This is a genomic window from Tistrella mobilis, assembly GCF_041468085.1.
In the GTDB taxonomy this organism is placed as follows: Bacteria; Pseudomonadota; Alphaproteobacteria; order Tistrellales; family Tistrellaceae; genus Tistrella; species Tistrella mobilis_A.
Genome location: NZ_CP121017.1, coordinates 126,189 through 148,789, shown reverse-complemented (window position 1 = coordinate 148,789; position 22,601 = coordinate 126,189). Strand labels below are relative to the sequence as shown.

General features: G+C 66.9%; 19 protein-coding genes. 6 read left to right on the top strand and 13 right to left on the bottom strand.

Going from position 1 to position 22,601, the window contains the following annotated elements; translation table 11 throughout:
- Positions 1-142: 142 nt before the first annotated feature.
- The 5 genes from P7L68_RS06340 to zapE form a co-directional block, all read right to left on the bottom strand.
- On the bottom strand, positions 143-3,034 hold the full coding sequence (locus tag P7L68_RS06340; RefSeq protein ID WP_372003580.1) for a 2-oxoglutarate dehydrogenase E1 component: 2,892 nt from the start codon (positions 3,032-3,034) through the stop codon (positions 143-145).
- Positions 3,035-3,099: 65 nt separating this feature from the next.
- On the bottom strand, positions 3,100-3,975 hold the full coding sequence (sucD, locus tag P7L68_RS06335) for a succinate--CoA ligase subunit alpha (RefSeq protein ID WP_372003578.1): 876 nt from the start codon (positions 3,973-3,975) through the stop codon (positions 3,100-3,102).
- A gap of 2 nt (positions 3,976-3,977) precedes the next feature.
- Complete coding sequence (gene sucC, locus P7L68_RS06330) at positions 3,978-5,147, bottom strand: ADP-forming succinate--CoA ligase subunit beta (RefSeq protein WP_014746523.1); 1,170 nt, start codon at positions 5,145-5,147, stop codon at positions 3,978-3,980.
- A gap of 179 nt (positions 5,148-5,326) precedes the next feature.
- Positions 5,327-6,271 carry a malate dehydrogenase gene (gene mdh, locus P7L68_RS06325; protein ID WP_372003576.1) on the bottom strand — a complete coding sequence of 315 codons (945 nt, stop codon included), beginning with the start codon at positions 6,269-6,271 and terminating at the stop codon, positions 5,327-5,329.
- Positions 6,272-6,671: 400 nt separating this feature from the next.
- Positions 6,672-7,850, bottom strand: coding sequence for a cell division protein ZapE (zapE, locus tag P7L68_RS06320; RefSeq protein ID WP_372003574.1), 1,179 nt, complete (start codon positions 7,848-7,850; stop codon positions 6,672-6,674).
- Between the two features lie 218 nt (positions 7,851-8,068).
- Here zapE and P7L68_RS06315 point away from each other — a divergent pair, with 218 nt between their 5' ends.
- The 3 genes from P7L68_RS06315 to P7L68_RS06305 all read left to right on the top strand — a co-directional run bounded on the left by P7L68_RS06315 (position 8,069) and on the right by P7L68_RS06305 (position 11,655).
- Positions 8,069-9,667, top strand: coding sequence for a gamma-glutamyltransferase family protein (locus tag P7L68_RS06315; RefSeq protein WP_372003572.1), 1,599 nt, complete (start codon positions 8,069-8,071; stop codon positions 9,665-9,667).
- A 170-nt stretch (positions 9,668-9,837) separates the two neighbouring features.
- On the top strand, positions 9,838-10,830 hold the full coding sequence (locus P7L68_RS06310) for an aspartate-semialdehyde dehydrogenase (RefSeq protein ID WP_372003571.1): 993 nt from the start codon (positions 9,838-9,840) through the stop codon (positions 10,828-10,830).
- Positions 10,831-10,995: 165 nt separating this feature from the next.
- Positions 10,996-11,655 carry an FMN-binding negative transcriptional regulator gene (locus tag P7L68_RS06305; RefSeq protein WP_372003569.1) on the top strand — a complete coding sequence of 220 codons (660 nt, stop codon included), beginning with the start codon at positions 10,996-10,998 and terminating at the stop codon, positions 11,653-11,655.
- On the opposite strand, the gene P7L68_RS06300 is transcribed toward P7L68_RS06305, so the two are convergent.
- From P7L68_RS06300 to wrbA, 8 genes are all read right to left on the bottom strand, one after another.
- Complete coding sequence (locus tag P7L68_RS06300; RefSeq protein ID WP_372003568.1) at positions 11,656-12,213, bottom strand: hypothetical protein; 558 nt, start codon at positions 12,211-12,213, stop codon at positions 11,656-11,658.
- A gap of 255 nt (positions 12,214-12,468) precedes the next feature.
- Positions 12,469-13,458: a dipeptide ABC transporter ATP-binding protein gene (locus tag P7L68_RS06295; protein WP_372003564.1), complete on the bottom strand. Its 990-nt coding sequence runs from the start codon at positions 13,456-13,458 to the stop codon at positions 12,469-12,471.
- Positions 13,451-14,455, bottom strand: coding sequence for an oligopeptide/dipeptide ABC transporter ATP-binding protein (locus P7L68_RS06290; RefSeq protein WP_372003562.1), 1,005 nt, complete (start codon positions 14,453-14,455; stop codon positions 13,451-13,453). The genes P7L68_RS06295 and P7L68_RS06290 overlap by 8 nt, the downstream gene beginning before the upstream one ends.
- A complete protein-coding gene (locus P7L68_RS06285; RefSeq protein WP_372003560.1) occupies positions 14,455-15,351 on the bottom strand; it encodes an ABC transporter permease subunit in 897 nt (298 codons plus the stop codon). Before P7L68_RS06285 ends, P7L68_RS06290 begins: the two co-directional genes overlap by 1 nt.
- An 81-nt stretch (positions 15,352-15,432) precedes the next feature.
- Complete coding sequence (locus P7L68_RS06280) at positions 15,433-16,443, bottom strand: ABC transporter permease subunit (RefSeq protein ID WP_372003558.1); 1,011 nt, start codon at positions 16,441-16,443, stop codon at positions 15,433-15,435.
- Positions 16,444-16,595: 152 nt separating this feature from the next.
- Complete coding sequence (locus P7L68_RS06275) at positions 16,596-18,191, bottom strand: ABC transporter substrate-binding protein (RefSeq protein ID WP_372003556.1); 1,596 nt, start codon at positions 18,189-18,191, stop codon at positions 16,596-16,598.
- A 226-nt stretch (positions 18,192-18,417) separates the two neighbouring features.
- Positions 18,418-19,434, bottom strand: a complete 1,017-nt coding sequence (locus P7L68_RS06270; protein WP_372003554.1) for a glutathione S-transferase family protein — start codon at positions 19,432-19,434, stop codon at positions 18,418-18,420.
- A gap of 85 nt (positions 19,435-19,519) precedes the next feature.
- Entirely contained in the window at positions 19,520-20,125 is a 606-nt protein-coding gene (gene wrbA, locus P7L68_RS06265; RefSeq protein ID WP_372003552.1) for an NAD(P)H:quinone oxidoreductase, read from the bottom strand.
- Positions 20,126-20,280: 155 nt separating this feature from the next.
- On the opposite strand from wrbA, the gene P7L68_RS06260 reads away from it, so the two are divergent.
- The 3 genes from P7L68_RS06260 to P7L68_RS06250 all read left to right on the top strand — a co-directional run bounded on the left by P7L68_RS06260 (position 20,281) and on the right by P7L68_RS06250 (position 22,600).
- On the top strand, positions 20,281-21,195 hold the full coding sequence (locus P7L68_RS06260) for a LysR family transcriptional regulator (RefSeq protein ID WP_372003550.1): 915 nt from the start codon (positions 20,281-20,283) through the stop codon (positions 21,193-21,195).
- A gap of 36 nt (positions 21,196-21,231) precedes the next feature.
- Positions 21,232-21,669, top strand: a complete 438-nt coding sequence (locus tag P7L68_RS06255) for a DUF1499 domain-containing protein (protein ID WP_372003549.1) — start codon at positions 21,232-21,234, stop codon at positions 21,667-21,669.
- A 100-nt stretch (positions 21,670-21,769) separates the two neighbouring features.
- Positions 21,770-22,600, top strand: coding sequence for an alpha/beta fold hydrolase (locus P7L68_RS06250; RefSeq protein ID WP_372003547.1), 831 nt, complete (start codon positions 21,770-21,772; stop codon positions 22,598-22,600).
- Position 22,601: the final 1 nt, after the last annotated feature.

Below are 22,601 nucleotides of genomic sequence, written 5' to 3'. Positions count from 1 at the left end.
GATCCCGATTTCGTTCATGTCCCGGCATCGACGGCCGGGAAGCTACAACACGTGGCTTAGGTGGCGTATCCACGCACGGATGACAAGGCATTAACGCACGAGAAGGGCCGCATGCGACGCATGCGGCCCATGTTCCCGGCGGTCAGCCCGCCAGTGCGTCGTCGATCAGCGCCTTTTGTTCTGCGACATGCTTGTGGTGCGAGCCGGTGGCAGGTGCCGCCGCCTCGGGACGACCGGCATAGCGCACGCGCTTGCCGGAGGCACCCATGCTGTCGATCAGATCGTCCAGGCGCGGGCTCATGAAGAACCAGTAGCCCTGATTCTTCGGCTCCTCCTGCACCCAGAGCACCTCGGCATTCGGATAACGCCGCAGCTCTTCCGCGATCGAGGTCGCCGGGAACGGCGCCAGCTGCTCGACACGGATGATGGCGATGTCCTCGATGCCACGGGCGCGACGCTCTTCCAGCAGGTCGTAATAGACCTTGCCGGTGCAGAGCAGCACCCGGCGGATCTTGTCGGCATGGCGCAGCTGATCCACCTCGCCCAGCACCCGATGGAAGCTGGACCCCGGCCCCATATCCGACAGTTTCGACACCGCCAGCTTGTGACGCAGAAGCGACTTCGGCGTCATCATGATCAGCGGCTTGCGGAACTTGCGGTGGATCTGGCGGCGCAGGATGTGGAAGTAGTTCGACGGCGTCGTGCAGTTGGCGACCTGGATGTTGTCTTCGCCATAGAGCTGCAGGAACCGCTCAGGCCGCGCCGAGGAATGCTCCGGGCCCTGGCCTTCATAGCCATGGGGCAGCAGCATCACCAGGCCCGACATGCGCAGCCACTTCGATTCGGCGGAGCTGATGAACTGGTCGATCATCACCTGCGCGCCGTTCACGAAATCGCCGAACTGGGCTTCCCAGACCACCAGCGCATTCGGCTCGGCCAGCGAATAGCCGTACTCGAAACCGAGCACCGCATATTCGGACAGCAGGCTGTCCACGACCTCATAGCCCGCCGGGGCGCCGAGATTGTTCAGCGGCACATAGCGCTCTTCGGTCTTCTGGTCGACCAGGACCGAATGACGGTGCGAGAAAGTACCACGGCCGACATCCTGGCCCGACAGACGAACGGGATAGCCCTCGGTCAGCAGGGTGCCGAAGGCCAGCGCCTCGCCCAGTGCCCAATCCAGGCCTTCACCGCTCTCGATCGCCTCGCGCTTCTGGCCCAGCTGACGCTGGATCTTGCGATGGACGTTCACGCCCTCGGGCACGTCGGTCAGCTTGAAGCCGATCTCGCGCAGCCGCTCCAGCGACACGGCGGTGGAGCCGCGGCGGTCGTCGTTCGGCGCCCGCTCATAGCCCTTCCACACGCCCTCGAACCAGTCGGCCTTGTTGGGCTTATAGGTCCGGGACTGCTCCAGATCCTGCTCAAGGCGCTGATGGAAGCTCTTGAGCGCGCCATCGACCTCGTCGCGGGTCATGACGCCGTCATTCACCATCCGGTCGCCATAGATCTGCAGCAGGGTCGGGTGCTGCGCGATCTTGCGGTACATCAGCGGCTGGGTGAACGAAGGCTCGTCGGCCTCGTTATGGCCATGGCGGCGGTAGCAGAAGATGTCGAGAACGACGTCCTTGTGGAAGATCTGACGGAACTCGGCCGCCAGACGCGCCACCCAGACCACGGCCTCCGGATCGTCGCCGTTCACATGGAAGACCGGCGCATCGACCATCTTCGCCACATCAGACGGATAGGGCGAGGAACGCGAGTATTTGGGGCTGGTGGTGAAACCGATCTGGTTGTTCACGATCACGTGGACCGTACCGCCGGTGCGGTAGCCCTTCAGCTCCGACAGCGCGAAGCATTCGGCCACCACGCCCTGGCCGGCAAAGGCGGCGTCGCCATGCAGCAGAATGCTCAGCACCTTCACCCGGTCGGTGTCGCCGCGCTGACCCTGCTTCGCCCGGGTCTTGCCGACGACCACCGGGTTCACCGCCTCGAGATGCGAGGGGTTGGCGGTCAGCGACAGATGCACGGTCTTGCCGTTGGAGAGCGTGCGGTCGGTCGAGGTGCCCAGGTGGTACTTCACGTCGCCCGAACCCTGGACGTCCTCAGGGGTCGCCGAGCCGCCGTTGAACTCGTTGAACACCGCCGTGAAGGACTTGCCCATCACCGCGGTCAGCACGTTCAGGCGGCCGCGATGCGGCATGCCCAGCACGACCTCTTCGCAGCCCAGATCCGACGCGCTTTCGAGGATCGCCTCAAGAGCCGGGACCAGAGCCTCGCCGCCTTCGAGCGAGAAGCGCTTGGTGCCGGTGTATTTGATGTTCAGGAAGCGCTCGAAGCCTTCCGCAATCACCACCTGGCCGAAGATCCGCTTGCGGGTCTCGGCATCGAAGGCCTGCTCGGGGCGGTCGGCTTCGATGCGCGACTGCAGCCAGGCCTTCTGCTCGGGCGACTGGATGTGCATGAACTCGACGCCGACCTTGCCGCAATAGGTCGACTGCAGCTTGTGCAGGATCTCGCGGAGCGTGGCGTTCTCAAGGCCGAGCACGCCATCGACATAGAAGGTGCGATCGAGGTCGTCTTCGGTGAAACCGTAAGAAGCCGGATCCAGCTCGGGATGCCCCGAAGGGCTCTCAAGCCCGAGCGGATCCAGATTGGCCACCAGATGGCCGCGCACGCGATAGGCGCGGATCAGCATCAGCAGGCGGATGCTGTCCACCGTTGCGGAACGTTCCGTCGAAACCTCGGCGGTCTTGCCGTTGACCGGGCCGACCCGCAGCCCGGTCGCGCCGTCGGCCTTGAAGGCCAGGGTGTCGGCATGACCGTTGGTCGCAGTGCCGGGCACGATGCCGGGCGCCCAGGGGGCACCGCGGACTTCGGCCAGCACCGACGCGGCTTCGTCGCCCAGATCGGCGAAGAACCCCTGCCAGCTCTCATCGACCGACATGGGGTTCTGGACGAAACGCGCGTAGAGATCGGCGATAAAGGCGCCGTTGCTCCCGAACAGGAACGAAAGTTGCTCGCTTTGCGCAGCCATCTTGAGCAATGGGAGCGCCGCTTACGCGGCGCCCTCTCCAGGTTTGGGTCTGGTTCGTGGATCCGTCAGCCTCGGAGCACCTGGACCATGGTGCTACCGAGAGCCGCGGGCGATTCGGCGATGACGATACCGGCGGACCGCATCGCCTCAAGCTTGTCGTCGGCGCCGCCCTTGCCACCACTGATGATGGCGCCGGCATGGCCCATGCGACGGCCCGGAGGCGCGGTACGCCCGGCGATGAAGCCGACGGTCGGCTTCTTCACCTTGGACTGGTTCAGGAACTCGGCGGCATCCTCTTCCGCCGAACCACCGATCTCGCCGATCATGATGATCGCCTCGGTCTCGGGGTCCTTCAGGAACAGGTCGAGCGCGTCGATGAAGTTGGTGCCGTTGATCGGATCGCCGCCGATGCCGATGCAGGTCGACTGGCCGAGACCGGCGGCAGTGGTCTGCGCGACGGCTTCATAGGTCAGCGTGCCCGAACGGGAGACGATGCCGATCTTGCCCCGCTGGTGGATGTGACCGGGCATGATGCCGATCTTGCACTCACCGGGGGTGATGACGCCGGGGCAGTTGGGGCCGATCAGGCGGGTGCTGGAGCGCTCCAGCGCCCGCTTGACACGCACCATGTCGAGCACCGGAATGCCCTCGGTGATGCAGACCACCAGCGGCACCTCGGCATCGATGGCTTCCAGGATCGCGTCGGCCGCATACGGCGGCGGAACGTAGATCACGGAGGCATCGGCGCCGGTCTTCTCCACCGCGTCGGCCACGGTGTCGAACACGGGCAGGTCGAGATGGGTGGTGCCGCCCTTACCGGGCGTCACGCCACCGACCATGCGGGTGCCATAGGCGATGGCCTGCTCGGAATGGAAGGTGCCCTGCTGGCCGGTGAAGCCCTGGCAGATCACCTTGGTCTGGGCGTTGACGAGCACGGCCATGGTCAGGCGGCCTCCTTCACGGCTTTCACGATCTTCTCGGCGGCATCGGCCAGATCGTCGGCGGACATGATCGGCAGGCCGGAATTGGCCAGGATCGCCTTGCCCTTCTCGACGTTCGTGCCCTCAAGACGCACCACCAGCGGAACCTGGAGGCTGATCTCGCGGGCCGCAGCCACGACACCCTCGGCGATCACGTCGCAACGCATGATACCGCCAAAGATGTTAACGAGAATCCCCTCGACATTGGGATCCGAGAGAATCAGCTTGAAGGCCGTGGTCACGCGCTCGCGGGTCGCACCGCCACCGACGTCCAGGAAGTTCGCCGGCTCGCCACCATACAGCTTGATGATGTCCATGGTCGCCATCGCGAGACCCGCGCCGTTGACCATGCAGCCGATGTTGCCGTCGAGCTTGATGTAGTTGAGGGCGTGACGCGAGGCTTCAAGCTCGGAGGGATCCTCCTCGCTCTCGTCGCGCAGATCCTCGATGTCCTTGTGACGGAACAGGGCGTTGTCGTCGAAATTCATCTTCGCGTCGAGCGCGATGACGTCGCCCGCGCCGGTCACGACCAGCGGGTTGATCTCGACGATGCTCGCATCGGTCCCGATCACGGCCTGGTACATGGCGAGCATGAACTTGGTCGCAACCGACACCTGCTTGCCTTCGAGGCCAAGGCCATAGGCGATCTTGCGGGCGTGGAAGGGCTGCATGCCGGTGATGACGTCGACCGGCACCTTGATGATCTTCTCAGGGGTCTCTTTCGCGACCTCTTCGATCTCCATGCCGCCTTCGGTCGAGGCCATGAAGGTCACCGACGAGGTCTCGCGGTCGATGACGACGCCGAGATACAGCTCGCGACGGATGTCGCAGCCTTCCTCGATGTAGACCCGCTTGACTTCCTTGCCCTCAGGACCGGTCTGGTGCGTGACCAGGGTCATGCCGAGCATGTTCTTCGCGGTCGCCGCGACGTCGTCGAGCGACTTCACGACCTTGACGCCGCCGGCCTTGCCGCGGCCGCCGGCATGAATCTGGGCCTTCACGACCCAGACCGGGCCACCCAGGCTCTTGGCGACCTCGACCGCCTCTTCCGGCGTGTAGGCGACGCCGCCGCGGGGCACCGCGACGCCGTACTTCGCGAGGAGCGCCTTCGCTTGGTATTCGTGGATGTTCATTGAGCCTCTTCCCTAGACCGCTCGATCAGCCGCGGAGGTGCCGACGCTTGCAGTTATAGCACCGGTCTCCCGGTGCGCAACCGCCGTCCCCCGCGAAATCAAGCGCTTGAAACCCGGCTCCGGACCTTTTCCGAGACCGTCTCGGCAAGGCTGCAACAGGGTTTCACGCGCGGTGCCGATCAGACCGACAGCGCCTCATTCAGCTTCTTCACCGCATCGACCGAGTGCAGGAAGGCAGCCTTCTCTTCCTCGTTCAGCTCGATCTCGACGATCCGCTCGACGCCGCCCTCGCCGATCACCACCGGCACGCCGACATAGAGGCCGTCCACGCCATACTGGCCCGACAGCTTCGCGGCGCAGGGCAGAACCCGCTTCTTGTCCTTGAGGTAGGCTTCGGCCATCTGGATGGCCGAGGCTGCCGGCGCGTAGAAGGCCGAACCGGTCTTGAGCAGAGAGACGATCTCGGCACCGCCGTCACGGGTGCGCTGGATGATCTGGTCCAGCTTCTCCTGGGTCAGCCAGCCCATCTTGACCAGATCGGTCAGCGGGATACCGGCAACGGTGGAGTAGCGGGCCAGCGGCACCATGGTGTCGCCATGGCCGCCCAGCACGAAGGCGGTCACGTCTTCGACCGACACGTTCAGCGCCTCGGCGATGAAATAGCGGAAGCGGGCGCTGTCGAGCACGCCGGCCATGCCGACCACCTTCTCGGGCTTCAGCCCCGAGAACTTCTGCATCAGGCCGACCATCACGTCGAGCGGGTTCGTGATCACGATCACGAAGGCATCGGGGCAGTGGGTCTTGATGCCGTCGGCAACCTGGCCGACGATCTTGGCGTTGATCGCCAGCAGGTCGTCGCGGCTCATGCCCGGCTTGCGGGCGACGCCGGCGGTGACGATGACGACGTCGGCACCGGCAAGGGCCGAATAGTCGTTCGCACCGGTCAGACGGCTGTCGAAGCTGTCGACGGGGGACGACTCGGCGATGTCCAGCGCCTTGCCCTGCGGCATGCCTTCGACGACGTCGAAGAGAACGACGTCGCCGAGCTCCTTGAGCCCGGCCAGATGGGCCAGGGTGCCGCCGATATTGCCGGCGCCCACCAGTGCGATCTTGTTGCGTGCCATCGGGTTTCCTCGCGACTTTCCAGCGTCTGGCGTCGGCCGGGAGCGGGCCGGGCCGCCCGTCCGCGAGGAGCGGGGGGTACGGTCACGCGCGCCGGTCGCGCCGCCGACGCACAGAAGGGCCTTCATGCGCCCGTCTGTGCGGATGTGAAATCCGTCCCTCCGTGTACCGCCAGTTCAGGCCACGGATCCCGCTTGTCCGGGATCGACGCGGCCGTCTCCGGCCGGCACTCACGCCGCAGATCTGCCGGTATTGAGATGCCGGCAATCCCACGACACGAAGCTGTAATCTTACCGAAGCAGAAGCCGGTGAACCCGGCGTTTCCGTTCGGAAAATCTCGCGCCGTAACTACTCTCTTTCGCGCGCCGAAGCAAGGGGGCGCGCCCTGCTTCGGCCGCCGCATCAGACCAGATGCGGCAGGGCCAGATACTCTTTGCTCTGCATCTCGGCGAGCCGCGATGCGGTGCGGGCAAATTCGAAAGATCCGTCACCGGCGGGGTACAGATCATCGGGCAGGGCCGCCGCCGAACAGACCAGCTTCACCCGGTGTTCGTACAGCTCGTCGATCAGGGTCACGAACCGCGCGGCACGATCCCGGCTGTCCGGCCCCATCGCCGGAATACCGTCGATGATCACCGTGTGGTGGTGACGGGCGATTTCGATATAGTCCGCGGCACCGAGCGGCCGGTTGCACAGGTCGTCGAAGCCGAAACGCGCAACCCCGCCCGCCGCCTTGGGCACCTCGATCCGCCGCCCGGAGACGTCAAGCACTTCGGCCGTGGCCGGCGCGCCGCCCGACAGATCCCGGAAGGCCGCGTCGAGCGCCGCACGCGCTGCGGCATCGGCCGGCACATGATAGACCGGCATCAGCGTCAGTCGATCCAGACGATAGTCGCGGGCGGAATCGAGTTCCATCACGTCGAGCGTGTCGCGGACCAGGCGGATGAAGGGGATGAAGCGATCGCGCTGCAGCCCGTCGAGATAAAGATCCTCGGGCGGGCGGTTGGATGTCGCAATCACGTAAACGCCGCGGGCCAGGACATGGGTGAACAGCCGGCCCAGGATCATGGCATCGGCGACGTCGCGCACCTGAAACTCGTCGAAGCACAACAGCTTCGCCTCGGCCGCCACCGCATCGGCGATGCGCGGCAACGGATCCGGTTCGCGGTTCTGATCGCCCGTCGTCCGCCAGGCGTGCAGACGGGCGTGGACGTCGAGCATTAAGGCGTGGAAATGGACCCGGCGCTTCGGCGCGACCGGGGCTGCCCGGAAGGCCATATCCATCAGCATCGACTTGCCGCGACCCACACCGCCCCAAAGATAGAGGCCGCGCGGTCCGGGCGGCATGGGCGGCGGGCCCTCTTCAGGCGCGCTGCCGCCAAACAGCCGGCCCAGCAGACCGCGCTTCGGGGCCGGTGCCGGTGGCGGCACCCCCTTGTCATCGCGCATGCGCCGGATCAACGCACTCAACCGGTCGGCCGCCGCGGCTTGGGCGGGATCGGCGGCGATACGCCCCTCGGCCACCAGGGCGGCATAGGCGCGTGCAGGATCTTGGGCTGCGTCGGGCACGGGTGCGGACATTCGTCGACGGGTTGGAGGGCGACCGGCGGAAAGCGGCCCGCAACGGGCGGCGGGCTGCATCGGCCCTGAAGATGGGGCATTCTGCCGCATTGCACAACCCGCAGAGCACGGGTGGCGGCCATGCAACCGGTGCCGGTCGGCGCCATGTCTCGCGCATGGCGCACATTTATGCCACAATGCCCCCTGTATCACGATCTTTCCGGAAAGGGCCACGCCCCATGCGTGACTTCCAGCGCCCCGGCCGCTCCGCCGTCTATGCCAACGAGGCGATGGCGGCGACATCGCACCCGCTCGCGACCCTGACGGCGATCGAGACACTTCGCGCCGGCGGCAATGCGGTCGATGCCGCCATAGCCGCCGTCGCGGTGCTGGGGCTTCTGGAACCGCATATGACCGGTATCGGCGGAGATTGCTGGATGCTGATCCAGCGCGCCGGCGATGAGGCCCCGCTCTGCTATAACGGCACCGGCCGTGCCGCCCGCGGCGCGGAACCTGCGGTCCGGCAGCTGCTGGATGCGGGGGCCGCCACCGTGCCGCAATCCCATCCGCTTGCCGTCACCATCCCCGGCGCCGTGGAAGCCTGGGACCGGTTGTCCGCCGATCACGGTCGCCTGGGCCTGGACCGGATCCTGGCGCCGGCCATAGATCTGGCCCGTGCCGGCGCACCGGTGGCCCCGCGGGTCGCCGCCGACTGGATCCGCCACGTGCCCCTGCTGCAGGCGAACGACATCACCGCCCAGAGCTTCCTGGCCGGAACCCGCGCACCCGTGGTGGGCACCCGCATGCCCCAGACCCAGATGTGCCGCACGTTGTCGGCCATCGCGAAAGATGGCGCGCGCGGCTTTTACGACGGCTGGGTGGCAGACGACATGGTGACCACCCTGAAGGCGCTGGGCGGCCCGCACGAACTGGAGGACTTCACCGGCCATACCGGCAATTATGTCGACCCGGCGACCGGAAGCTATCGCGGCACGCGGGTGTTCGAAACCCCGCCGAACAGCCAGGGGGCCATCGTGCTTGCCCTGCTGGCGATGATGGAGCCGGCCGATCTTGCCGCCCTCGACCCGGACGGCGCCGCCTTCCACGACCTGATCGCCCGGGCCTCCGAGGCCGGTATTGCCCTGCGTGACCGGTTTCTGGCCGACCCCGCGGATGATCACGGTGCCGCTGATGGCGGGCTTGCACAGATCATGGAGGGCGCCCGCGCCGCGGCCGCCGGCATTGCCGCGGGCGGCCGGGCGGAGCCTGCCTCACACCGCCCCGGCGGCAGCGGCGATACCGTATATGTCAGTGTGGTCGACCGCGACCAGACGGCCGTATCCATGGTCAACTCGATCTTCCATGCCTTCGGCAGCGGCATCACCTGTCCCCGATCGGGCGTGCTGTTCAACAGCCGGGGCACCGGCTTCCGGCTCGCCCCGGGCAAGGCCGGGCACTACCGGCCGGGTCTGCGGCCGCCACACACTCTGGTCGCGGGTATGACCGGCGACGGCCGGCGGCCGGTGATGAGTTTCGGGGTGATGGGCGGGCACTACCAGGCCATAGGCCATGCGACACTGCTGTCGCGGATCATCGATCATGGTCTGGATCCCCAGGCCGCGATCGACCTGCCGCGCTCCATGGCGATGGGCGGCGTTCTGGAGGTGGAGACCGGGTCGGATCCTGCCCTGATGCCCCGGCTGATCGGCCTTGGTCACCGGGTGCGGGCGGCCGCTCAGCCGCTGGGCGGCGCCCAGGCGATCCGGATCGACTGGGAGCGCGGCGTGCTGATCGGCGGCTCCGATTCGCGCAAGGACGGTTGCGCGCTGGGTTACTGATCCTGCGTCACAGGATCCCCCGAGAAGTTTTCACCTGAGCGCGCCGGTATACCGGCGCCCATTGCGTGTGGCTGTCCAAGCTGTTAGCGTGCGCCGCGCTTGCAGGCGGCAGTTTTTGTCATATCTCCGTCCTGCGCTCATCAACCCCTCTGCCTCCAAGGAACAGACCCATGCGGATCGGTATCGTCGGCGCCACCGGCGCGGTCGGTCAGGAGACGATCCAGGTCCTGAAGGACCGTGGTTTCCCCGTGACCGAGCTTCATCTCTTCGCCTCCGAGCGGAGCGCCGGCAAAACCACCGAAACCGCGTTCGGCACCATCACCATCGAGCCGTTCTCGGTGGAGGCCGCACGGGGCATGGATATCGTGTTCCTGGCGGTTTCGGGTGAGTTCGCCAAGGAATACGCGCCGCAGATTGCCGCTGAAGGCGGTGCGGTGGTGATCGACAACTCCTCGGCCTTCCGCTACGACGACGCGGTACCGCTGGTCGTGCCCGAGATCAACGGGCGCCGGGCGATGGGCCAGAAGCTGATCGCCAATCCGAACTGCACCACCGCCATCCTGCTGATGGCGCTCGCCCCCCTGCACGAGGCCTTCGGCGTGAAGCGCGCCATCGTCTCGACCTATCAGGCGGCAAGCGGCGCCGGTGCCGAAGGCATGACCGAGCTGGAACAGGGCGCGCGCCAGTATCTGGCGGGTGAGCCGGTGACGGCCTCGAAGTTCGCCCACCCGCTGGCCTTCAACCTGATCCCGCATATCGACAGCTTCCAGGGCAATGGCTACACCCGCGAGGAGATGAAAGTCCTCTGGGAGACGCGGAAGATCATGGAGGCGCCCGAGGTGCTGCTGAGCTGCACGGCCGTGCGCGTGCCGACCATGCGCGCCCATGCCGAAGCCGTGACCATCGAGACGGTGCGCCCGGTCACCCCGGCTGCCGCCCGCGAGGTTCTGGCCCGGGCCCAGGGCGTGACGCTGGCCGATGATCCGGCCAACAAGCTCTACCCGATGCCGCTGACGGCGTCGTCCAAGTATGACGTGGAAGTCGGCCGGATCCGCGAGAGCCTGGTCTTCGGCGAAACCGGTCTCGACTTCTTCGTCTGCGGCGACCAGCTGCTGAAGGGCGCCGCCCTCAACACCGTGCAGATCGCCGAACTGCTGGTCTGACCGGCAGCCTCGGACCCCCTGCAGAAAAGCCGGCCTCCCGATCGGGAGGCCGGCTTTTTCGTATGGATCACTGGCCGGCCGCATGGGCCCGTGCTAACCACGAAAGACTGCCCCGCCGCAGCATGACCGGCCGAAGACCCGGAGGGGCGCAAGGGAGTGGAGAGCATGCACATCCTGCGTCCGCCGTTCCGTATGGAGGACGACGCCGCCCTGGAATTCGCAGCCAGCCGTGGCTTCGGTCTGGCTGTCGCGGCAGATGGCGGCGATCCTGTGGGGGCGCACGTGCCCTTCATCATCCGGCGGGAGCCCGATCAGGTCGTGGTGCAGTTCCACCTGACGGCGGGCAATCCGCTGGTGGCACAGGCAGCCGCAGGTGCCAGGTTCCTGATCGCCGTCGCCGGGGCGGACGCCTATGTCTCCAACGACTGGTACGCCTCGAAAGATCAGGTCTCGACCTGGCTCTACGAGGCGGTGCACCTCTCGGGCCCGGCGCGCCTGGAGGAGATGGACGGCAATCGCAGACATGGCGATGCCCTCCTCGCCACGGCCGAGGCACGGCTGCCCAAGCCCGCCTGGAGCCTTGCGACGATGGAGCACCGGAAACGTCAGGCGATGCTGGAGGCCATTCGGGTCGTCGAGGTGCTCGTCGACCGGATCGAGGGTCAGTCCAAGCTCAACCAGCATAAGGTCGACGCCGACCACGTGGCAGTGGCCAACCGGCTGGCCAGGGCCGGGACAACGCCGGCGCGGGAGCTTGCCCGCCGGATGCGGGCCCTGCGCCCGGATCTCGCCTATGATTTTCCGGGCGACGATGCCGCGCCCTGATCAGCCGAAACGGGTGACCGCCAGCTGCCGCCCCAGATCATCGGCACGCACCGACTGTACGGCCTTATAGGCGGCCACCACCGATGCCGCCTCGGGGCGATTGGCGACGAAATTCTGGAACAGGCCGAACAGGCTGCCGATGCCACGCGACGTCGCGGCGTCGCTCTCCGCACTGCCGGCGGCATCGTCAACGAGAGTTGAGTTGGCCGTCGCTTCGTAGCGGGCGGCCGCGCGAGACGGGCTGGTCACATCGGCAGAGCTGTAGCTCCGGGTTGCGAACCCCGGATCCGCCTGCAGCGCAATCAGGGCCGAAAGCGTCCCGGAGGAAAAGCGCTGCCCGAAACCGGAGCCCCGCTGCTGTTCCTGGTTCTGCTGATCACGCGCCAGCGCCTGTTCGAAGGCATTGCCGCCATCCTCGCCGCCGGTGCCCGAGGGATCGACCCGCCGGATTTCATCCTGCCAGCCTTCGCCCACGATGGGGCTGCGCGTCGTCGCCCCACCCCAGCCCGGAACCGGGCGGGCCGTCTCGATACGGCGGATGGCGTCGAGCGCGGACATGGACAGCCGAAGGCTCCCGAAAATGCAGTCGAGCAGAAGATATGGGGGATGCGGAAGGGTCCAGGCATCGGCGGAACAGGCTGTACGGGACGGAAACGCCTGGAATGGTCGGAGTTTAGACAATTCCGGACGGCACCGCCAGTGGCCGTGACATGTCCTGTTGATGGCTGTCGACGGACCGGCCCCCACAACGGCAAAGCCGGCCGTGACAGGATGATGTCACGGCCGGCCGGAAGACGAGCGCCGGGATGGAGATCAGGCCTGGGCCAGTACCTCCTCGGCGCGATGGCAGGCCACCCGTCGCGGCCCCACCGGCCGAAGTTCCGGCCGCTCGGCCTTGCAGCGGTCGATGGCAAACGGACAGCGGCGGTGAAAGGTGCAGCCCGGCGGCGGCGCCAGCGGTGAGGGCAACTCGCCGCCGATCGGCTGGCGCACCGCCCGCTCATCCGGGTCGATCCTGGGCGTGGCGGCAAGCAGGGCCCGGGTATAGGGATGCGCGGGTGTGTCGAACAGCACCGCCTTATCGGCCTGTTCCACGGCCCGGCCCAGATACATCACCATCACCTCATCGGCGATGTGCTGCACCACCGACAGATCATGGCTGATGAAGACATAGGCGACGCCGAATTCCTGCTGCAGATCGATCAGCAGGTTCAGCACCTGGGCCTGGATCGACACATCGAGCGCCGAGACCGGCTCGTCCGCCACCACCACCGCCGGATCGAGCATCAGGGCCCGGGCAATGGCGACACGCTGACGCTGACCGCCCGAGAACATATGCGGGTAGCGCCCCGCCTGTTCCGGCCGGAGCCCGACCTTCGCCATCATCGCCGCCACCCGCTCCCGCCGGGCCGCGCGGTCGAGGCCGGTGTTGATGGCGAGCGGCTCCTCCAGCGTCTGAGCAACGGTCTTGCGCGGGTTGAGCGAGGCATAGGGGTTCTGGAACACCATCTGCACCCGCCGGCGCAGTCCGCGCAGGGTGGCGGCATCGGCGCCCGCAACATCGGCGCCGCCGATGACCAGCCGGCCCGCCGTCGGCTTCTCGATCATCACCAGCTGGCGGGCGAGCGTGGATTTCCCGCAGCCGCTTTCGCCGACCACCGCCAGCGTGCGACCGGGCGCCACTTCGAAGCTGACCCCGTCGAGCGCCTTGAGCACGGCAGAGCCCTTCAGGAAGCCGCGCGGGACCTCGTAGTGACGGGTGAGGTTTTCAGATACCAGAATCGGTGCAATCGGCTCAGCCATGGGCCGCCTCCTCCGCCGGGATCGGCCGGCCGGCATCGTCGAGCGGGGTGTGGCACCGCACTGCCGCATCAGGCCCCCAGGGGCGCAGGGAAGGCTGCACCGCCCGGCAATGCGGCGTTGCATGCGGGCAGCGCGGCTCCAGAAGGCAGCCGGGCGGGCGGTCATACTGGCCGGGCACGACACCAGGGATGGCATTCAGCCGCCGCTTGCCCGCCGCCCGCTCCGGCAGGGCCTCCAGCAGGGCCGCAGTATAGGGATGACGGGGATGGCGGAAGATCCCGGGCACCTGCCCCGCCTCCACCACCTGGCCCGCATACATCACCGCAACCCGCCTTGCGGTTTCCGCCACCACGGCCAGATCATGGGTGATCAGGATCAGCGCCATGCCCCGATCGCGCTGCAGCCCCAGCAACAGATCCAGGATCTGGGCCTGAATGGTGACGTCGAGCGCGGTGGTCGGCTCGTCGGCAATCAGCAGCTTCGGGTTGCAGGCGATCGCCATGGCGATGACCACCCGCTGGTTCATGCCGCCCGAGAGCTGGTGAGGGTAGGAATCGATCCGAGCCCGGGGGTCGGGAATGCCGACCTGGGCCAGAAGGTCGACGGCGCGCTCGCGCAGCTGGCGGCGGCTGCCGCCCTCATGCACCTTCAGCGCCTCGATGATCTGGAAGCCCACGGTGTAACAGGGGTTGAGACTGGTCAGCGGGTCCTGGAAGACCATCGCCACGTCCTTGCCGGTCAGCCTGCGGCGGGCGCGGCCCGACAGCGAGAGCAGGTCGGTGCCGGCGAAGTTCAGGCGCTTCGCCTCCACCCGCGCCGTTGGCGGCAGCAGCCCCATGACGGCGAGTGAGCTGACGCTCTTGCCGGAACCGCTTTCGCCAACGATGCCCAGCACCTCGCCCGCATCCACGGAAAGCGAGACGCCGTCCACCGCCCGGAAGGCACGGTCCCCCGTGCCGAAGGTGACGGTCAGGCCGTCGATATCGAGCAGGGCCATCAGCGTTTCATCCTGGGATCGAGGGCATCGCGCAGACCATCACCCAGAAGGTTGAAGGCAAGCACGGTGATGAGGATCGCAAGGCCCGGCAGGGTAACCACCCACCAGGCGCGCTGGATGTACTGCAGCACGCCGGCCAGCATGGTGCCCCATTCCGGGGTCGGCGGCTGGGCGCCGAGGCCCAGAAAGCCGAGGGCCGCGGCGTCGAGAATCGCGGTCGAGAAGCCGAGCGTCGCCTGCACGATCAGCGGTGCCATACAATTGGGCAGAATGGCGCTGAACATCAGTCGCAACGGTCCGGCACCGGCCAGGCGCGAGGCGGTGACATATTCCTTGTTCACCTCGCCCATCGCCGCCGCGCGGGTGAGACGGACGTAATGTGGCAGCACCACGATCGCGATCGCGAACATGGCATTGGCGAGCCCGGGGCCCAGGATGGCGACGATGGCGATGGCGAGCAGCAGGCTGGGCAGGGCCAGCATGATGTCCATCAGCCGCATGATCACAGTGTCGACGACCCCGCCGAAATAGCCGGCGAGCAGACCGAGCAGAATGCCGGCCGCCAGCGACAGGGTCACGACGATGACGCCGATCAGCAGGCTGAGCCGGGCGCCGTGGATCAGCCGCGAGAGCATGTCCCGGCCGACATCGTCGGTGCCGAGCGGGAAGCGCCAGCTGCCGCCATCGGCGAAGGCCGGGGGCACCAGCAGGGCATCGCGGAACTGTGCCGACGGGTCGTGGGGCGCCACGACATCGGCGAAGACCGCGAGCAGGGTGAGGATCACGATCACCACCAGCCCGGCGACGGCGCCGGGATTGCGCCGGAAATCGGACCAGAAGGCAGCAATCGCCCCTGGTGGCGTCGGTGCAGTGGTCGGCGGGGCGGCGGTGCTCATCGGCACCCGCGGTCCCCGGCCGCATCGGAAGAGGTCATGCCCGGAGGGGGCAAGACCGCCGCGGGCATGCGGCAGCAGAGATCAGCGTGCATGTCGGATCCGCGGATTGATGATGCCATAGAGCAGGTCGACGATCAGGTTGACGGCGATCACCACGCAGGAGACCAGCAGAATGCCGCCCTGGACCGACGGATAGTCACGCCGGCCGATCGATTCGATCAGCCACTTGCCGATGCCGGGCCAGGCGAAGATGGTCTCGGTCAGGATCGCGCCGGCCAGCAGCAGGCCGACCTGCAGGCCGATCACGGTGATCACCGGGATGAGCGCGTTTCTGAGCGCATGGACCAGCACCACCCGGGTCGGGTTCAGCCCCTTGGCACGGGCGGTGCGGACATAATCCTCGCCCAGCACCTCAAGCATCGAGGAACGGGTCATGCGCGCGATGACCGCGAGCGGGATGGTGCCGAGCACGATGGCCGGCAGCACCAGATGGTGCAGCGCCGACCAGAAGGCCTCCGGTTCGTCCGAAAGCAGGGTATCGATCAGCATGAAGCCGGTCACCGGCTCCACGTAGTACATGACGCTGATCCGGCCCGACACCGGCGTCCAGCCGAGTGTCACCGAGAACAGCATGATCAGCAGCAGCCCCCACCAGAAAATCGGCATCGAATAGCCGGTGAGCGCCCCCGCCATGACCGTATGGTCGAGCGTCGAGCCGCGGCGCACCGCGGCAAGAATGCCCGCCGGCAAGCCGATCACCACCGCGAAGAGCATCGCGGCGAAGCTGAGTTCCAGCGTGGCAGGAAACAGGGTGAGGAAGTCGTTCAGCACCGGCGAGCGGGTGACGAGGGAACGTCCGAAATCACCCTGGGCGAGAGCTGCCAGATAGCTGAAATACTGCTCCACCATCGGCCGGTCGAGGCCGAGCTGGGCGAGCATCTGCGCGTGGCGTTCAGGTGTGAGACCGCGCTCGCCCGCCATCAGGGCGACCGGATCGCCCGGAATCAGCCGGATGAGGACGAAAGCGAAGAGGGTGACGCCGAGGAAGGTCGGCACGACCAGCCCGAGGCGTCGGAACACGAAAGCGAACATCTGACGGCGACCGCAGCTGCGGCGCGGCCGGCATCATCCGCGGACACGGGATGGCACATGGACGGGGGAGTTGGGATGCACCGAGGCCGGCCGGCGGTGTGGGGAGCCCCCGCACCTCCGGCCGGCCGCCGCAGATGGCGCCAGCGCGCGCCTCAGTCCTTGAGGCCCGGGCCGTAGAAGTAGTGACCGCCAAGCGGGTCGATCTTCCAGTCGGTGACCTCGGGACGGATCGGCTGATAGACCACCGAATGGGCGATGGTCACCCAGGGGGCCTGCTCCTTGAAGATCACCTGGGCCTCTTCATAGAGCTTGGTCCGTTCCGCCTGACCCGAGACCGTCTTGGCCTTCATGACCAGATCGTCGAAGGGCTTGTAGCACCAGCCGGCATAGTTCGAGCCGCCATTGGCCGCATCGCAGCCCAGCAGCACCGCCAGGAAGTTGTCGGGATCGCCGTTGTCGCCCGTCCAGCCCAGCAGCAGGGTCTGATGCTCGCCGGCCTGCGCGCGCTTCAGATATTCGCCCCATTCATAGGACACGATCTGGGCCTTCACCCCCACCGCCGCCCAGTCGGCCTGGATCATCTCCGCCATGCGGCGGGCATTGGGGTTGTAGGGCCGCTGCACGGGCATCGCCCAGATATCGGTCTCGAAGCCGTTTTCGAAACCGGCCTCCTTCAGCAGGGCCTTGGCCTTCTCGGGGTCGTAGGCATAGTCCTCGACCTTGTCGTTATACGACCAGATGGTCGGCGGGATCGGGTTCTTGGCCGCCTTTCCGGCGCCCTGATAGATCGCGTCGATGATCGCCGCCTTGTTGACCGCAAGGTTCAGCGCCTGGCGCACCTTGACGTCGTCGAAGGGCTTCTTGCGGACGTTGAAGGCCAGATAGCCGATGTTCAGGCCTTCCTGCGACATCAGGTTGACCTTGGGGTCTTCCTTCATCTTGGCGAGGTCGGCCGGGTTCGGATAAGGCATCACATGGCATTCGCCCGCCTGGATCTTGGCGTAGCGGACCGAAGCATCCGGCGTGATCGAGAACACCAGCGTGTCAAGACTGCTCTTGCCACGCCAGTAGTCGGGATGCGCCTTGTAGCGGATCACCGCGTCCTTCTGGTAGTTCACCAGCTGATACGGACCGGTGCCGACCGGCTCCAGATCGACCTTCTCGGGCGTGCCGGCCTTCATCATCTGATCGGCATATTCGGCCGACAGGATGGAGGCGAAATCCATCGCGATATTGGCGATGAAGGGCGCTTCGGGACGGTTGAGGACGAAGCGGACGGTATGATCGTCCACCTTCTCCACCGTCTTCAGCAGCGAGGGCATGCTCATGCCCTGGAAGTACTCGTAGGTGCCGCCCGAGACCTTGTTGTACGGATGGTTCGGGTCCAGCTGGCGCATGAAGCTGAACACGACGTCATCGGCATTGAAGTCACGGCTGGGTGTGAAGCCCTTGGTGGTCTGGAACTTCACGCCCTTGCGCAGATGGAAGGTGTAGGTCAGGCCGTCATCCGACACCTCGTAGCGCTCGGCCAGGCCGGGCTGCACGGTCGTGGTGCCGCGCTCGAACTCGACCAGCCGGTTGTAGACATTGCGCGAGCTGGCATCGAAGGTCGTGCCGGTCGTAAACAGCTGCGGGTTGAACCCCTCGGGGCTGCCCTCCGAGCAGTAAACCATCGTCTTGGCTTCGGCAGCGCCGACCGCGCCGAGCAGGGCCGCGGCGGCAACCGCGCCCATCAGAGCCTTATTCATGAAGTCTCCCTCCGGAAATCGTCCCGCGGGACCAGGGCGTCGGCGGCATCTCCCCCAAGATACCGGGCTCCTCGGCCCTCCTCCTGCCCGCGGATTTCCGAAAGCCTATGCCAGCTTTCCGGGGAGCGTCAACGCCGCTGCAACACACGCTGGCGCTTCATGTTGGTATACCGGATGGGCGCACCGGTTGTGCGATGCAACGAAAGCGTGATGCCGGGAATGGCTCTCAGTCGAGCGCAGGCGCCGGCCAGGACGGATCGAGGCGCGGCGGCTCCGCCGGGCCGAGCGGCACCACCCGGGTCGGATTGATGGTCGTATGGCTCCAGTAGTAGTGCCAGCGGATATGGGCGTCGTCGACCGTTTCGCGGATCGCCGGCACCGCCAGCAGCCGGGCGGTGAGTGCGGTCAGCATCGGATAATCGGCGATGCGGCGCAGGTTGCACTTGAAATGCCCGTGATAGACCGGGTCGAAGCGCACCAGCGTGGTGAACAGGCGCAGATCCGCCTCGGTCATCCGGCCGCCGACCAGCCAGCCCTGCCCGTCCGCGAGCCGGGCTTCCATGCGGTCGAGAGCATCGAACAGCGGCACGACGGCCGCCTCGTAGGCGTCCTGGGTGGTGGCGAAGCCCGCTTTGTAGACGCCGTTGTTGATGCTGTCGTAGACGTCGGCGTTGACCGCGTCGATCTCATCGCGCAATGCGTCGGGGCACAGGATCAGATCGGGATTGCCATGCTCAGGCGCCAGATGGTCGAAGGCGCGGTCGAACATGCGCACGATCTCGGCGCTCTCATTATTGACGATGGTGCCACGGGCCTTGTCCCAGAGCACTGGCACGGTCACCCGGCCGCTGTATCGGGGGTTGGCACGGGCATAGACATCGTACAGGGCCCGGTTGCCGAACAACCCGTCACCGGTGGCACCAGCGAAGGGGGCAGCCCCCTCCCCCGCCTCGGCGGGTGCGCCGAAGGTCCAGCCGGCACTGCCCATGCGCGGATCGACCACGCTCACCGAAATCGCCTGTTCCAGCCGCTTCAGCCGCCGCCAGATCAGCGTGCGATGCGCCCAGGGGCAGGCGAGCGAGACATAAAGATGGTAGCGCCCGGGTTCAGCCGGCAGCCCCTCACCACCGGGTTCGGTCGCCAGCCGGTCGCGGAAACGGCTGGCTTCGCGTTCGAAGCGGCCGCCGGTTTTTGCGGTGTCGTACCAGCGGTCGTGCCAGACGCCGTCGATCATCACGCCCATGAGCGGTCTCCCCGGGATGGCTGAAGGTGACGGAAACCGCCGCCTGCAGAACGGCACAGGCGGCGGTACAGGAGTCAGGCGGGCATCAGCCGGCAGCCAGCTTCTTCGCGATGCCGGCGACGTGACGCCCCTGGGCGCGGGCGGTGGAGAGTTCCTTCTCGCTCGGCATCCGGCTGCCGTCGGGGCCGGCGATGGTGCCGGCGCCATAGGGGCTGCCACCCATCACTTCCGAGATGTCGGCCAGTTCAGGCGCCACCGCATAGGGCAGGCCGACGATGACCATGCCGTGATGCGCCAGCGTCGGCCAGAGCGTCAGCGCGGTCGACTCGTTGCCACCGCCGGTGCCGGTCGACACGAACACGCTGCCGACCTTGCCGAGCAGCTTGCCCTGGGCCCAGAGGCCGCCGGTCTGGTCGAGGAAGTTGCGCATCTGCGAGGCGACATTGCCGAAACGGGTCGGTGCGCCGAAGATGATCGCGTCATAATCGGCCAGCTCGGCAGGCGAGGCCACCTCGGCCGCCTGATCCAGCTTGGCGCCGGCCTTTTCGGCCACGTCGCGCGGCATCAGCTCGGGCACCCGCTTCACGGTCACCTCGACGCCGTCTACCTCGGCGGCACCGGCGGCCACGGCGCCGGCCATGGTCTCGATGTGGCCATACGTGCTGTAGTAGAGAACCAGAACCTTGGTCATCGCCGTCATTCCCGGTTGATGAGGGTATGGGCGCAGCCGGTCGGAGAGGCCGCCCCTGTCGTCGCTTTAAATGTAGCACTGGCGGTTTTGCGCGCCACCGGCAACAATGGAAATGAATTGTCAGCCTTAAGGAAACAATGCGCGATGAGGGCGGCATGGACCATCTGACCAGCATGGCGGTCTTCGCGCGGGTGGTGGAGGCGCAGAGCTTCTCGTCCGCCGCCCGGGCGCTGGGCCTGTCCAAATCCGCCGTGTCCAAACATATCGGCCGGCTGGAGGACAGGCTCGGTGCCCGGCTGCTGAACCGCACCACCCGCCGGCTCAGCCTCACCGAGATGGGCGAGGTTTATTACCGCCATTGCGCCCGCATCCTGCGCGAGGCGGAGGAGGCGGATCTGGAGGTCGGCCGCCTGCAGGACGAGCCGCGCGGCACGCTGCGCATCAACGCGCCGATGTCCTTCGGCCTGCTGCATCTGGCCCCCTGCCTGCCCGGCTTCATGAAGGCCCACCCCCATGTCCGGGTCGAGGTCGCACTCGACGACCGTTTCGTCGACGTGGTCGAGGAAGGCTACGACCTGGTGGTCCGCATCGGCAATCTGGCCGACAGCAGCCTGATCGCCCGCAAGCTGGCCGAGAGCCGGACGATGATCGTCGCCACCCCGGCCTATTGGGAAACTCATGGTCGGCCCCGCCATCCACGCGACCTCTCCCGGCATAACTGCCTTGAATATGCCTATCTCTCCACCCGCAACGAATGGCGCTTCCGGACCATCGATGGTGGTGAAAGCATCGCCGTCCGGGTCTCGGGCTCCCTCAACGCCAATAACGGCCAGATCCTGTGCGATGCCGCCCTTGCCGGCGCCGGCGTCGCCAGACTGCCCGCCTTCATCATCGGTTCAGACGTCGCGGCCGGACGCCTTGAGGCAGTGCTCACGGAATTCGCACCGCCCCCCGTCGATATCTACGCGGTATATCCACATAACCGGCATCTGTCGGCAAAGGTCCGTGCCTTCATCGATCATTACGTCGACTGGCTGCGCCAGCGGCGCCAGGAGATGCCCTTCTCCTGACATCGCCGGGCAGGCCGCCCGAGGAGCCTTCCTTCGATGCCTCTGGACGATAGCGCACTTCCCCCCGAGCTGTTCGACCTTCCGGCGTTCAGCGGCGACCAGAAGCCGGGCTGGTGTCTGGCCGCTCCTGAAGGCGCGCTTCGCGTGCGGCCGCATATCCCGACCGGCCCGCTGCAGGCCGGCCCCGACCGTCTGCTCGCCGCCATGGCCCGTTGCGTGCGGGCCCAGCCGCGCAGCCGGATCCTGGCGGCCGATACCACGCTCTACCGGATCGACGCCATCCAGCGCACCCGGGTCTGCCGCTTCACCGACGACGTCTCCCTCTGGGCCATGCCGGTACCGATGCCGGACGGCCGTATCGCAGCCGCGCCGGTGATCCTGTCACGCTCCCGCATCGGCCGCTGGGACATGGGCACCAACCGCCGCCGGGTGGAATGCTGGCTGGCCACGATGCTCGGCTTCTGCAGCGGCTGAAGATCAGCATCGGTCATGATCGGATCAGGCCATTGAATTGGCCGCACCGGCAGGCACCGTGGTTGGCTGAGACATCTCCAACGTCGACCGGAGGCCGATCATGCGTCACAACCTGCCGCTCTGCCGTCGCTTCGACCATCCCGCCGGCACCATCGCCTGGGACCGTTTCGGAGAGACAGGACCGGATCTCGTGCTGATCCATGGCACCCCGTTCAACGCCGCGGTCTGGGCACCGGTCGCCGCGGCGCTCGTATCGCGGGCCCGGGTGCATCTGCTCGATCTGGCCGGCTATGGTCAGTCGCGGGTACCGCCGGGATCCGATGTGTCACTCCATGTCCAGGACGGGATCCTGGCCGACTGGATGGCGCATCTGGATCTCGCCGGACCGCCATTGGTTGTCGCCCATGATTTCGGCGGGGCGACGGCACTCCGCGCCCATCTGCTCCGCGGGACGGAGATGTCGGGGTTGATCCTGGCGGATGCGGTGATGCTCCGGCCCTGGGGCTCCCCCTTCGTCGCCCATGTACGCGACCACGCTGCGGCCTTCGCCGGCCTGCCCGACCATCTGCATCGGGCGCTGGTTGCGGCCTATGTGGCCGAAGCCGCCCACAGGCCGATCCCGGACGACATCCTCACCGATATCCTGGATGCCTGGGGAGATGCCCATGGCCGACAGGCTTTCTACGCCCAGATCGCATGGATGGATCCGGCCGCCACCGACGAAACGGTGCCGCATCTGGGCCGTCTGCGCTGCCCGGCCGAGGTGTTGTGGGGGCTGGAGGATCGCTGGCTGCCGGCGGGACAGGGACACGACCTCGCCCGCGCCATCGGCTGCCGTTTCACAGGCATCGCCGGTGCCGGTCATCTGGTGCAGACCGACGCCCCGGCGGTGCTGGTTGCGGCGATCCTGGACAGGCTCGCCGCCCGCTGAT

Coding starts and splice junctions, on each gene's coding strand:
- P7L68_RS06255 (WP_372003549.1), top strand. CDS start 21,232: ATGCCTCTGGACGATAGCGCACTTCCCCCCGAGCTGTTCGACCTTCCG.
- zapE (WP_372003574.1), bottom strand. CDS start 7,850: ATGTCCGCACCCGTGCCCGACGCAGCCCAAGATCCTGCACGCGCCTAT.
- P7L68_RS06280 (WP_372003558.1), bottom strand. CDS start 16,443: ATGTTCGCTTTCGTGTTCCGACGCCTCGGGCTGGTCGTGCCGACCTTC.
- P7L68_RS06290 (WP_372003562.1), bottom strand. CDS start 14,455: ATGGCCCTGCTCGATATCGACGGCCTGACCGTCACCTTCGGCACGGGG.
- P7L68_RS06275 (WP_372003556.1), bottom strand. CDS start 18,191: ATGAATAAGGCTCTGATGGGCGCGGTTGCCGCCGCGGCCCTGCTCGGC.
- P7L68_RS06315 (WP_372003572.1), top strand. CDS start 8,069: ATGCGTGACTTCCAGCGCCCCGGCCGCTCCGCCGTCTATGCCAACGAG.
- sucD (WP_372003578.1), bottom strand. CDS start 3,975: ATGGCCGTGCTCGTCAACGCCCAGACCAAGGTGATCTGCCAGGGCTTC.
- P7L68_RS06285 (WP_372003560.1), bottom strand. CDS start 15,351: ATGAGCACCGCCGCCCCGCCGACCACTGCACCGACGCCACCAGGGGCG.
- sucC (WP_014746523.1), bottom strand. CDS start 5,147: ATGAACATCCACGAATACCAAGCGAAGGCGCTCCTCGCGAAGTACGGC.
- P7L68_RS06260 (WP_372003550.1), top strand. CDS start 20,281: ATGGACCATCTGACCAGCATGGCGGTCTTCGCGCGGGTGGTGGAGGCG.
- P7L68_RS06310 (WP_372003571.1), top strand. CDS start 9,838: ATGCGGATCGGTATCGTCGGCGCCACCGGCGCGGTCGGTCAGGAGACG.
- P7L68_RS06300 (WP_372003568.1), bottom strand. CDS start 12,213: ATGTCCGCGCTCGACGCCATCCGCCGTATCGAGACGGCCCGCCCGGTT.
- P7L68_RS06295 (WP_372003564.1), bottom strand. CDS start 13,458: ATGGCTGAGCCGATTGCACCGATTCTGGTATCTGAAAACCTCACCCGT.
- mdh (WP_372003576.1), bottom strand. CDS start 6,271: ATGGCACGCAACAAGATCGCACTGGTGGGCGCCGGCAATATCGGCGGC.
- wrbA (WP_372003552.1), bottom strand. CDS start 20,125: ATGACCAAGGTTCTGGTTCTCTACTACAGCACGTATGGCCACATCGAG.
- P7L68_RS06270 (WP_372003554.1), bottom strand. CDS start 19,434: ATGGGCGTGATGATCGACGGCGTCTGGCACGACCGCTGGTACGACACC.
- P7L68_RS06340 (WP_372003580.1), bottom strand. CDS start 3,034: ATGGCTGCGCAAAGCGAGCAACTTTCGTTCCTGTTCGGGAGCAACGGC.
- P7L68_RS06250 (WP_372003547.1), top strand. CDS start 21,770: ATGCGTCACAACCTGCCGCTCTGCCGTCGCTTCGACCATCCCGCCGGC.
- P7L68_RS06305 (WP_372003569.1), top strand. CDS start 10,996: ATGCACATCCTGCGTCCGCCGTTCCGTATGGAGGACGACGCCGCCCTG.